The sequence below is a fragment of the Nonomuraea cypriaca genome (assembly GCF_015645445.1).
GTDB classification, from domain to species: Bacteria; Actinomycetota; Actinomycetes; order Streptosporangiales; family Streptosporangiaceae; genus Nonomuraea; species Nonomuraea cypriaca.
The window spans coordinates 1-11,246 of record NZ_JADOGI010000295.1 but is presented as its reverse complement, the minus strand read 5'-3'; the positions used below and the strand labels follow the sequence as shown (position 1 = coordinate 11,246).

At 66.8% G+C, this 11,246-nt stretch carries 8 protein-coding genes and 1 tRNA gene; 5 read left to right on the top strand and 4 right to left on the bottom strand.

From position 1 onward, the window contains the following. Positions 1-122: 122 nt before the first annotated feature. Entirely contained in the window at positions 123-1,022 is a 900-nt protein-coding gene (locus ITP53_RS49370; RefSeq protein ID WP_195902412.1) for a hypothetical protein, read from the bottom strand. A gap of 147 nt (positions 1,023-1,169) precedes the next feature. Further along, positions 1,170-2,498 (bottom strand): BNR-4 repeat-containing protein, encoded by a 1,329-nt coding sequence (locus ITP53_RS49365; protein ID WP_195902411.1) that lies wholly within the window; start codon positions 2,496-2,498, stop codon positions 1,170-1,172. A gap of 203 nt (positions 2,499-2,701) precedes the next feature. Between ITP53_RS49365 and ITP53_RS49360 the strand changes: the two genes are divergently transcribed. The 3 genes from ITP53_RS49360 to ITP53_RS49350 are packed head-to-tail and all read left to right on the top strand — an operon-like array spanning position 2,702 to position 5,647. Further along, complete coding sequence (locus tag ITP53_RS49360) at positions 2,702-3,961, top strand: ABC transporter substrate-binding protein (protein WP_195902410.1); 1,260 nt, start codon at positions 2,702-2,704, stop codon at positions 3,959-3,961. Next, positions 3,922-4,827, top strand: coding sequence for a carbohydrate ABC transporter permease (locus ITP53_RS49355; protein ID WP_195902414.1), 906 nt, complete (start codon positions 3,922-3,924; stop codon positions 4,825-4,827). The genes ITP53_RS49360 and ITP53_RS49355 overlap by 40 nt, the downstream gene beginning before the upstream one ends. Then, positions 4,817-5,647, top strand: coding sequence for a carbohydrate ABC transporter permease (locus ITP53_RS49350; protein ID WP_195902409.1), 831 nt, complete (start codon positions 4,817-4,819; stop codon positions 5,645-5,647). The genes ITP53_RS49355 and ITP53_RS49350 overlap by 11 nt, the downstream gene beginning before the upstream one ends. Before the next feature lie 45 nt (positions 5,648-5,692). Here the strand turns inward: ITP53_RS49350 and ITP53_RS49345 are convergent, their stop codons facing one another. Next, positions 5,693-7,528 (bottom strand): glycoside hydrolase family 97 protein, encoded by a 1,836-nt coding sequence (locus tag ITP53_RS49345; protein ID WP_207757532.1) that lies wholly within the window; start codon positions 7,526-7,528, stop codon positions 5,693-5,695. Between the two features lie 413 nt (positions 7,529-7,941). On the opposite strand from ITP53_RS49345, the gene ITP53_RS49340 reads away from it, so the two are divergent. Both ITP53_RS49340 and ITP53_RS49335 read left to right on the top strand, forming a co-directional pair. Continuing rightward, positions 7,942-9,009, top strand: coding sequence for an integrase core domain-containing protein (locus tag ITP53_RS49340; RefSeq protein ID WP_207757531.1), 1,068 nt, complete (start codon positions 7,942-7,944; stop codon positions 9,007-9,009). A gap of 119 nt (positions 9,010-9,128) precedes the next feature. Continuing rightward, on the top strand, positions 9,129-10,574 hold the full coding sequence (locus ITP53_RS49335; RefSeq protein WP_195902407.1) for a tyrosine-type recombinase/integrase: 1,446 nt from the start codon (positions 9,129-9,131) through the stop codon (positions 10,572-10,574). A gap of 208 nt (positions 10,575-10,782) precedes the next feature. Here ITP53_RS49335 and ITP53_RS49330 read toward each other — a convergent pair. Then, positions 10,783-10,855: transfer RNA gene (locus ITP53_RS49330), tRNA-Arg, on the bottom strand. Positions 10,856-11,246 lie beyond the last annotated feature (391 nt).

Genomic DNA, 11,246 nt, shown 5'->3' with positions numbered 1-11,246 from the left:
GGCTGCATCGGAGTCTGGCCCACTGCCATCGCTCGATCTCTCCCCACGCCCGGCGACCAACACCGATCACCCTGGCACACCAGGACAGACCTACGCGAGACAGATCAAAAAACACCAGCCACCTAGATCACCCCGGTCGACGAGATCGCCACCACCGCCGAACGTATCCGCCACGTGCGGTTCCGAGCGCTCTTGATCGTCTGTACAGCGGGGGCCTCGGCGGTCTCCTCGGGGTGGGAGTGGGCCACGGTGATGTACAGGCAGCGCTCGTTGTCTCGGGTGACCTCCTGGTGGGCGGTGACGTAGTGGCCGCCGGCCAGCAGGGGCTGGACGCAGAGGTTGACGTCGCCGTCCTTCTTGAGGGTGCTGGGCGGGTTCGGCTGGTAGCCGGGGTCGGGGTTGGTGATCTGGCGGGGGCTGATCGAGGGCAGCGGGGTGAACGTCCAGGCCGTCTCCCGCTCGGCGGTGTCCGGCTTGACGCGGATCAGCATGACCTGGCGCTCACTGTGCACGAAGGCGGTGAACGCGATGGTGCCTAGGTCCGTGGTGATGGTGCCCTTGAGCTCGGCGTTCCACAGGTCCAGGCGCCAGTCGACGCCGGTGATCGTGCCCTTGGGCTGAAGCGTCAGGTAGCCGATGGGCAGGCGGCACAGGCCGTACTTGGCGTCGATGTCGGGGCGGTGGTCCTGGACCTCGCTGTGCTGGACGTCGAAGCGGACCCCGTTCTGGCCCTCGGGGATGTAAATGGTGGTGGCCAGCAGGCCGTTGCCGAGGAACGGGCCCTCGTGCCACTGGCGTGGGAGGCGCCCCCACACCAGGTCCTGGCCTTCGAGGAACTTCGCCCATTGGCCGTCGTTGCGCATCTTGTCGCGGATGGGAAGGAGGCCGGTGCGCTCGAACACCTCGGCGGTGGACGTGATGGTGGAAGCGGCCGCGGGAAAGGCGGGGCTGTGCGCGGCAGCAGCACCGCCCAGGGCAAGACCTCCGAGGAAGGTACGCCGCGAGGAGTGATTCTCTGACATGGGGTCTCCGATTGGGGGGTGCTGGCAGAGGGATTCATCTGATGGCCGTCGTGTACGCCTGCGAGCACGGCGTCATCCGCGCCGGCGGCTAGACCGCCAGGCCCCGGCGAGCCTGGCGCGCCGAGGTCACCGGGCGGATCAGCTCGCTCATGCCAGGCCCGCCACGTAGACGTCGCCGTCGGCCACGGTGACCTCGCGGGCGCTCGACACTCCGGTGGCCAGGATCCTGGCCGGGTCGCGAAAGCCGGTGATGAGCTCGATCCGCTGGACCGGTTGGGGGGTGGGGATCACGGTCTCGGCCTCCCACCGCCGGCCATGCCCGAGCCGATGGGTCGCGATGCCGGCTTCGCCGTCGACCGTGGTGTAGACCCGCCATGTGTGCGGCCCGATCTGCTCCATTTCCCTGGTCCGCAGCCCGGTGGCCACCTCGCTGGTCTGCCAGCCGCGCGGGGTCCACACCGAGGAGAAGTCGTGGAAGCCCAGGGACGCGTCCCTGGTGAACCAGACCACGAACGGCCGTCCGTTCTCCAGCCAGCCGACGAGTTGGATGTAGTCGGGCGAGACGACGTCACCCGGGCGCTCGAGTGGCGTCACCGCCACCTTGCAGGGCCCCTCCATCTCGTCGTTGGTGAGCTGCGGCCCCAGGTCGGCCCCGTCGGCGGCGTGGAAGGTCAGTGCGTTCGGGTCGAACCAGGCGTAGTGGATGTCCTTGTGGTAGTAGTCGTGCTTGTGCTGGGTCGGACCGCCCCCGGCCAGCGTCCACACTAGGTGCACGCGCTCGGGCTGTCGCTGGTACCTGAGCTGCCCGACGTAGATCTCGTTGAGGTTGTCCGACCTGTCCGTCGAGCCGAGCGCGTACGGCAGGCCGGTGAGCTGTTTGGAGCTCTGCCACGTGACTCCGTGGTCGGCCGACCTGATGAAGAGCATCGGCCGGTTGTCCGTCGGCGCGCTCGGCACCAGGGTTCTGGTGGTCTCGCGGAAGAACACGAAGAGGTGCCCGTCGGCCGTCTTGAACGGCATCGGGTAGCTGGCCGCCGCCCCCTCCGCGACGACCCGGACGTCCCATCCGCCGTCGATGGCGTGCGGCCGCGGCGACCTGGCGACCACGGTCTCGCCGTTGTGCATCCCGACGACCACCACGAGGTGCCCGTCGTCCGCCTGCACCATGGTCGGGTAGTTGTGGGAGTCGCCGCGCCCATCGATGATCTTCAGCGGCGGCGACCAGGTTCCGTCGCGGAATGCCTGTACGTAGCTGTCCTCGTTCATCCCGCCCCACGAGATGAACGTCGTCCCGGTTTCCGGATCATGGACTCCGCCTGCGACCGGCCGCCTGTCGGTCCTCGCCGCTACGCCGCTCGCGGCCGTCATCACCCGGAAGTGCCCGGCCTGCGCTGACGCCGGTCCGGGTAAGCCGCCGGACAGCAGTGCGCTCCCGGCCAGGATGCCTCCGGCCTTCAGCAGGTCTCGCCGATCCATTGGGTGCCTCTCATCGTGGATAGATCGGATGTGTTAGGCACCCATGACGGTATTTCCCGCCTGGATCACGGTCAAGAGGGCCCAAAGGTCCGAGCGTCTCGATGCCGCAACCGTTTACCAGAAGGCTTGACGTGCTGTTACGGCCACAATTAACGTCCCGAGTTAAATATTTTTTCGCCTGGTACATGGACGGACACCCCCGCATGAGTGCTCTCAGCAGACGAGGATTCCTCCAAGTCGGCGCGGCCGCCGCCACGCTCGCCCTGGCCGGCTGCGCCGGGGGCGGAAGCTCGGGTGCCAGCCTCCAGTTCGCCTGGTGGGGCAGTACGGCACGCCATACCGCAACGCAGAAGGCCATCGACGCCTTCAAGAAGAAGAGGCCCGGCGTCCAGATCAAGACCCAGTTCTCCGGCTGGGACGGCTACTGGGAGAAGCTGGCCACGCAGACCGCGGGCGGCAACGCCCCCGACGTGATCCAGATGGACTACTCCTACCTCGGCGAGTACGCCAGGCGCGGCAGCCTGCTGGACCTGGGCTCGTACCTCGGCAAGGGCCTGGACCTGTCCGGCTTCGACCCCGACGTGGCGAACGCGGGGAAGATCGACGGCAAGCAGTACGCCGTGAACTTCGGCATCAACTCCGCGGCCCTCATCGTCAACAAGAGCCTGGCGGCCGAGCGCGGGGTGGAGATCCCGGACACCTTCACCTGGCCCGAGTACGGCGAGCTGGCGAAGAAGCTGGCGGGCAAGGGCGTCTTCGGCACCGAGGACGGCGCCCAGGACGGCGGCGCGCTGGAGAACTGGCTGCTGGAGCGGGGCAAGATGTTCTTCACCGCCGACGGCAGGCTGGCCTACGACGAGAACGACCTGAAGGAATGGTTCACGTTCTGGGACGGCCTGCGCAAGGCGGGCGCGGCCACGCCGCCGGACGTCCAGGCCACCGCACTGGGCGACGTGCAGAACAGCCTGGTCGCCACCCGCAAGGCGGTCATGGACTTCGCCTGGTCGAACCAGCTCACCGCCTACACCTCGCTCACCAAGGACGAGATCGGCATCCACACCTTCCCGACGGGCGACAAGCCCGGCCAGTACTACAAGCCGTCCATGCTGCTGACCGTCAGCTCCGCGACCAAGGCCAAGGACGACGCGGTGGCCCTGGTCAACGCGCTGCTCGTGGACGTGGCCGTGGCCGGCCAGCTCGGATCCGAGCGCGGCATCCCGCCCGCGAACCCGGTCCGCGCCGCGCTGCGACCCAAGGCGTCGCCGTCGGAGCAGCTCGTCTTCGACTACATCGACGCGATCAAGGACACGATCGGCCCGCTCCCGCCACCGCAGCCGCTCGGCGCCGGTGAGCTGCACAACAAGGTGCTCATGAACATCAACCAGCAGATCGGCTTCGGCAAGTTCACGATCGACCAGGGGGTATCGCAATTCTTCGAAGAAGCCCGACGAGTGCTCAAGTAGAGGGGCGTTCCGCCTACCTGTTCCTGCTGCCGTGGTTCGCCGGTCTGCTGCTGCTGACCGGCGGGCCGATCCTGGCCTCGCTGGCGCTCTCGTTCACCGACTTCGACCTGCTCACCGCCCCGTCCTTCGTGGGGCTGGACAACTACGCCAGGATGCTCACCGACGACCCGCACTTCGTCAACGCCGTGCGGGTCACCCTGATCTACGTCGTGCTCTCCGTGCCGCTGTCCGGCGCGTTCGCGCTGCTGGTCGCGGTGCTGCTGAACCGGCCCATGCGGGGCATAGGGCTGTATCGCGCCGCCTACTACCTGCCGTCGCTGCTCGGCGGCAGCGTCGCGGTGGCGATCCTGTGGCGGCAGATCTTCGGGGCGGACGGCCTGATCAACGACGTCCTGCAACATTTCGGGATCGTGGGGCCGAGCTGGATCTCCACCCCCCAGTACGCGATCTACACGCTGATCCTGCTGCATGTCTGGCAGTTCGGCTCGCCCATGCTGATCTTCCTGGCCGGGTTGAAGCAGATACCCGCCGAGCTCTACGACGCCGCCGCGGTGGACGGCGCCGGGCCGGTGCGCGCGTTCTTCCGCATCACGCTGCCCATGCTGAGCCCGATCATCTTCTTCAACCTGGTGCTGCAGACGGTGAACTCCTTCAAGGCGTTCACTCCCGCCTTCATCATCAGCGGCGGCACCGGGGGGCCGGCGGACTCCACGCTGTTCTACACGTTGTTCATCTACCAGGAGGGTTTCGGGAACTTCCGGATGGGCTACGCCTCCGCGCTGGCCTGGGTGCTCCTCCTGGTGACCGCGGCCTTCACCGCGCTGGCCTTCCGTTCCGCGAGGTACTGGGTTCACTATGCCGACTAGCCGTCGCTGGGCCGTCCACCTGCTGGTCGTGGTGGGTGCGCTCGTCATGCTCTATCCGCTGTTCTGGCTGATCAGCTCTTCGTTCAAGCCCAACGACGAGATCTTCGCCGATCCCGGGCTGATGCCGGAGACCGTGGTCGCCGACAACTACGCCACCGGCTGGACCGCGCTGGGAGTGCCCTTCAGCGGCTTCTTCGCGAACTCGTTCCTCATCGCCGCGGCGACCGTAGCCGGGAACGTGATGTCGTGCTCGATGGCGGCCTACGCCTTCGCCCGGCTGAGCTTCCGGTTCAGGAGACTCTGGTTCGCGATCATGATGATGTCGATCATGCTGCCCATCCACGTGCTGATCGTGCCGCAGTACACACTGTTCAAGTACCTCGGCTGGATCGACACGTTCCTGCCGCTGATCGTGCCGAAGTTCCTGGCCGTGGACGGGTTCTTCATTTTCCTGATGGTGCAGTTCATCCGGTCGCTGCCGCGCGAGCTGGACCAAGCGGCCCGCATCGACGGATGCGGGCCCATCCTGGTGTACTGGAAGATCATTCTGCCGCTGTCGCGGCCCGCGCTGATCACGACCGCCATATTCACTTTTATCTGGACGTGGGACGACTTCTTCAGCCAGCTCGTCTATTTGAGCGACGTGTCCACCTATACGGTGCCCCTCGCGCTCCGAGCGTTCCTCGATTCCAGCGGCGGCTCCACCTGGGGCCCGATGCTCGCGATGGCGGTGCTGTCGCTGATCCCGGTCCTGGGCTTCTTCCTGATCTTCCAGCGCCGCATTACCGAGGGCATCTCGACCTCGGGCCTCAAGGGCTGAGCAGGGCTCCGGTACGGCGGGCGGCCCGCCGTACCGGATGTGTCATCAGCGCGCGCAGGTCGTCAGCCCGGGCCGCCAGCGGCAGGCGATGGCGGCGAAACCGCCCTCGGCTCCGACCTCTACCGCCAACGTGCTGCCGCGCACCACGTGCGCCTCGCGAACGAGACCGCCTGCGCCGTCGCGGGTCACCTCGACCAGCCAGCGCCCGGGCAGGAAGCCCACCGGCACCTGGAGCGTCCGGGCCGCCCCGGAGACCCCGGCGCCGATGAACCAGCGGTCGCCGCTGCGTCTGGCCATCACCGTGTGGTCGGCAGGCCTCCCCGACAGCAGCCGCGTCTCGTCCCACACCGTGGGCACCTGGTCGAGGAAGCGCTCGGCCTCGGGCCGCGCCCGGTAGGCCTCCAGCGACCCGGCCAGGTTCGCGAGCCCCGACTCGAACACCACCGACAGCGCCAGCTCGTGGGCGTCGGAGGTGGGCCGGCCGGCCCGCTGGAAGGCCATCGGCGTGTAGTCCATCGAGCCGATCTGGTTCCTGGTGTACGGCAGGGCCGCCAGGTGGCTGGTGGTCAGGTTCGACGACTTCTCCGCACCGTGCACCCCTTCCATGGTCATCACGTGGGGCCAGGTCCGGTTGATCCCCTTGGGCACGGACGAGCCGTGGAAGTTGACCATGAGGTGGTTGTCGGCCAGGTCACGCAGCGTCTCGTCGTACCACTGCAGCCGCTCCTGCGCCTCGGAGTCGATGAAGTCCAGCTTGACGCCCTGGACGCCCCATTGGCGCAGCAGCCCGAAGCGCTGGACGCGCTTGTCGTGGGTGTCGAAGTCGGAGAATCGCAGCCACGCCATGATGCCGACCCCGCGGGCCTTGCCGTACTCGACGAGCTCGGGCATCCAGGTGAACTCGGGTGTCCGGTCCGTCCAGGCCCGCTCGCCGGTGTCCGGATCGTCGTACCAGCCGGCGTCGACCAGCACGTACGGCCAGCGGTGCTGCGAGGCGTAGTCGACGAACTCCTTCTGCCGCTTAAGGCTCTGCTGCGCGCTCCGGCCGTCGGCCAGCCAGCTCCACAGCACCTTGCCCGGCTTGATCCACGAGGTGTCGGCGACCCGGGAGCCGGGCGCGAGGTCGTCGACGAGGGTGGACTCGGTGACGGTCGCGAGGTCGCCCGTGACCATGACCCGCCAGGGGGTGGCCAGGCCGTGGTCGTAGGGAACCCGCGCGTCCCAGAGGGCGATCCTGTAGGTGTCCTGGTCGCGTACCAGGCGGGGGCCGGTGTAGGCGCCGTTCAGCGCCGACTCTGCCAGCAGGAGGTAGTTCTGGCCGACCCCGAACAGGGTGGGCATCTGGTATTCAGCCGGGGGAACGTCGGCGTACTGGATGAACGGGTTCTCGTAGTCGGCGCGATGCCTGGCCAGCCAGGCGGTGGACCCGGCCGGAACGGCGAACGCCGAGGCCTCGCCGAGCACGGCGCCCGCGCCGGGCAGCTCGTAGCGGTAGGCGACGCCGTCGCGGGCCGCCCTGACGACCAGGTCGAGCTCGGAATCGCCTCGGGTGAAGCGGAAGCGGGTCTCCTTCATCACGGACAGGCGATGGAGGCGCTTGCCCGCCGTGGTGGAGTACTTCTCGACGACCGCGCGGCTGGAGCGGCCGGTCAGACTCAGGCCGGTGGTGAGGTCGGCCTGTTCCGTGGTGACGCCGAGCGGACTCGGGTTGAGGACGGTCGCTCCGCCGCGCGACACGGCCACGGACGGGCTGCCCTGCGCGTCGAGGTGGACGGTGGCGACGGGCCCGCCCGCGGGGGCCTCGACGGTCCAGGTGTCGGCGGGGGTGGTGGGAGCTGTCAGCAGTCCGGCGATCAACGGGCCGACGAGTAGCCAGTTCAACAGGGTCCTCCCGAAGCGGCTGAGGGGAATTGCAACCGACTGTAACAGCAATTAACTTCGTTAAGAATTAAATTTGGGGGTAGTCTCGTCCGCGCGCAGGCGCCCGATGATCCTCAGGAGTCATCGGATGAGCCCGGCCCGCTTCTGGCCGGAAAACCTTGATAGGCCGGACCGTTCGGTGTATTCATCGGATGTTTATGGCTTGTTGGCACCCCTCAGTCAGAGAGCTATCGCCATGCGATTCCGCCGTGTCCCCTCACCAGCAGTGGGCGCCGTGCGGGCCGGAGCCTGTGAGGCTCAAGAACTCGAATCACTCCCAGCGCAGAGCTCTTCGTCCGGTGGGCCCAAAGGGGTGAGGGCGCCGAGCGGCCAGTTCGGGCCGGCTGGGATCATATTTCGTGATCTTGTCCACGATGTACACCGTCGCCCGGCGCCTGCTGTCTTTGCCCGCACTTCTGCTACGCCGCGACGTCTCCAAGGAGGCAGAACTGCTGGTACTTCGACACCAGAACACGGTCCTACGCCGCCAGGTCCCACGGGTGCGGTACGGACCCACCGATCGCCTTTGGTTCGCGGCGCTCTCGCACCTGATACCTCGCCCCCAATGGGGGAAGATCTTCCCGATAACCCCGGCCACGCTGCTGGCCTGGCACCGCAAACTCGTAGCGAAGAAGTGGGACTACAGCAACCGCCGTCGTCCCGGACGGCCACCTACCGCAACTGCGATCAAGGCCCTTATCCTGCGCATGGCCGCGGAGAACACAGGGTGGGGCCACCGGCGCATCCACGGTGAGCTGACCCGCCTCGGCCACAAGATCTCGGCTTCTACCGTCTGGAACATCCTGCACCGGGCCGGGATCGACCCCGCTCCGCGCCGCAGCGGGCCGACGTGGAAGCAGTTCCTGACCGCCCAGGCCGAGCATATTGTCGCCGTGGACTTCCTGCATGTGGACACGGTCAACCTCACACGCCTGTACGCCCTGATCATGCTCGAACACGGCAGCCGTCGTGCCCACCTGCTCGGCGTAACCGCCAACCCCACCGGCCCGTGGACCGCCCAGGCCGCTCGTAACTTCCTGATGAACACTGACGCTGACATGACGAAGCTGAAGTTCCTGATCCGCGATCGCGGCGGTCAGTTCACCGGTGCCTTCGACGCGGTGTTCGCCGACGCCGGCCTGCGCGTCATCGAGAGTCCACCGCAGGCCCCGAAAGCGAACGCACACTGCGAAAGGATCATCGGCACCCTACGCCGCGAACTTCTGGACAACATGCTCATCTTGAACGAACGCCATCTCCGCCGAACGCTCATCCGCTATCTGGCGCACTACAACACGGCCCGACCTCACCGCGGCATCGGACAGTTTTCCCCAGCGCAAGCCGAAACAAGCCCGCCAACCCCCATCGACCTGGCCGATCAACGAGTCCACCGCAGAGCCATCCTCGGCGGCCTCATCAACGAGTACCGGATCGCCAGCTGATCAAATGGCCAACTGACACCACCAAGAACCGGCAGGTCAGACATCGAATCCTATTGTTGAGCCCCACAGGGTCAGGTCAGACTGGGATAGAGCCATCGTGAACGGTCCTTCCGGGGGACGTGAGACCTCTCCCTTCGACCGTCACACGATGGCTCACTTTATGCCAGAGATCCGTCACTGATCGTCACGATTTACACCACTCCACGGGACGCCACCAACTCGGCCAGGTACGCGACCTGCTCGCGCTGGCCGATCCGCGTGAGCCCGCCACGCGCACGCAAATCGCTGATCTGATCAAGCAGACGCTGGCCGAGACCGACACGCTGCCCAACGTGGAGACGGTCCGCCGAAAGATCAAGACCGGGCAGCATCTGACCCAGGAGATCACCGTCGAACAGTGGCTGGCCGAATTCCTCAACCGCAAGCGGAAGATCGAGGAGACCACCCGCCGCTCCTACGAAGGCCACATCCGCCTCTACCTGACCCCCTATCTGGGGCGGCTCAGGCTGGATCAGCTCAAGGTCAGCGACATCGCGTTGATGTTCGAGCAGATCGAGGAGTTCAACGACACCATCACCGAACACCGCGCCGACCCCGACCCGCTGGTGCGGGCCAGCGTCAAATTCCGGCGGCCGATCAGTATCGCCACCATGCACCGCATCCGCGCCACCCTGCGCCACGCGCTCAACATGGCCATGCGCCAAGACCGACTGATCGACTTCAATCCCGCCGCCGTCCTGGAGATGCCCGCCCACACCCGGCCCAAGCCGCTGGTGTGGACCGATGATCGGGTCCGCGCCTGGCAAGAGGACTTCCGCGCCTACCGGCAGGCGGAAAAGCAGCGCCGGTGTGGTCAGCGGGTCGATCCGATCGACGCCTACACCAGCGTGCCCCGACCCTCCCCCGTCATGGTCTGGACACCCGCACACACCCGACGGTTCCTCCAAGAAGCCAAAGCACACCGCCTGTTCGCCCTCTACCGACTCATCGCGCTGCGCGGCCTGCGCCGAGGCGAAGCCTGCGGACTGCGCTGGAACGAGGTCGACCTGGAAGGCCACGCCCTGACCGTGAACTGGCAACTCGTACAGCTCGCCTGGCAGGTCCACGAGGGCACCCCGAAAACCGACGCCTCCGTCCGGACTATCGCCCTGGACACCGACACCGCCCAAGTCCTGCGCGCCCACCGGCAACAGCAACTGCAAGAACGCCTGGCCATGGGCGAAGACTGGAAAGACACCGACTTCGTCTTCACCCAGGCCGACGGCAACCGGCTACATCCCCAGCACGTCTCCGACCAGTTTCTCTGGCTGGCCTACCTGGCCGGCCTGCCGCCCATCCGGCTGCACGACCTGCGTCACGGCGCTGCGTCGCTGATGCTGGCGGCCGGGGTGGAGATGAAGGTGGTACAGGAAACGCTGGGACACACCTCCAGCGCCTTCACCGCCGACACCTACACCTCCGTCTACCCACAGGTCGCCACCGCGGCGGCCGAGAAGACCGCCGCCCTGCTGTTCGCCGAGGAAGCCCCGGCCGCGCCCGGGAAACTCATCTCACTGAGAAGCTGACAGTCGGATTAAGCATCCGGCCCCCGCACTCGCCGCCTTCTCGCGGCGGCTGCGGGGCCGCTGCTCTTGCGCAGCCACAGGAGACGACGGATGATCATGGTGTGTGCAGGGTTGGTGCACACGAGCACGCACGGAGCACGCAACCACTAGACGAAAATTCTAGAACGCATCCGATCCCGCATCACCGCAGGTCAGAGCATGATCAAAGCGCGCCCTGCAGGATTCGAACCTGCGACCGTCGGATTAGAAGTCCGGTGCTCTATCCGCTGAGCTAAGGGCGCTCCCGCCTTATTGTGCATGATCCGGCGACTTGTCACGCACACGTTTTCCCCGTGTCAGTCTGTCATGCCGATCACAGCCCACATGAACCGCGGGCCCGCCACCGTAGTCAGGTGCATCCTGTCGGTGGCGTGCCGGGGTATGCGGGCCTCTGGGAGGCTATCGGAGGTTGCCAGGTGGTGGAGGAAACCGGAGAAAAGCCCCACGTACGGTCTCAGGATCCCGTCCCCGCCTCTCAAGATCCCGCCCCCGCAGGGGTGGTGAGGGAGGCGGTCTCGGTCCAAGGCAGGGGCGGCCGGCACAGGGATGACGGGGCCGTGTGCGTGGTGAAGTCGTCCGTGAGGTGGTGAGCGATGATTCCTATCGCCGCCCCCACGGCCGGGGATGGGTTCG

Excerpts from the sequence above, each read along its gene's own strand:
- ITP53_RS49340 (WP_207757531.1), top strand. The coding sequence starts at position 7,942 with ATGTACACCGTCGCCCGGCGCCTGCTGTCTTTGCCCGCACTTCTGCTA.
- ITP53_RS49370 (WP_195902412.1), bottom strand. The coding sequence starts at position 1,022 with ATGTCAGAGAATCACTCCTCGCGGCGTACCTTCCTCGGAGGTCTTGCC.
- ITP53_RS49365 (WP_195902411.1), bottom strand. The coding sequence starts at position 2,498 with ATGGATCGGCGAGACCTGCTGAAGGCCGGAGGCATCCTGGCCGGGAGC.
- ITP53_RS49360 (WP_195902410.1), top strand. The coding sequence starts at position 2,702 with ATGAGTGCTCTCAGCAGACGAGGATTCCTCCAAGTCGGCGCGGCCGCC.
- ITP53_RS49350 (WP_195902409.1), top strand. The coding sequence starts at position 4,817 with ATGCCGACTAGCCGTCGCTGGGCCGTCCACCTGCTGGTCGTGGTGGGT.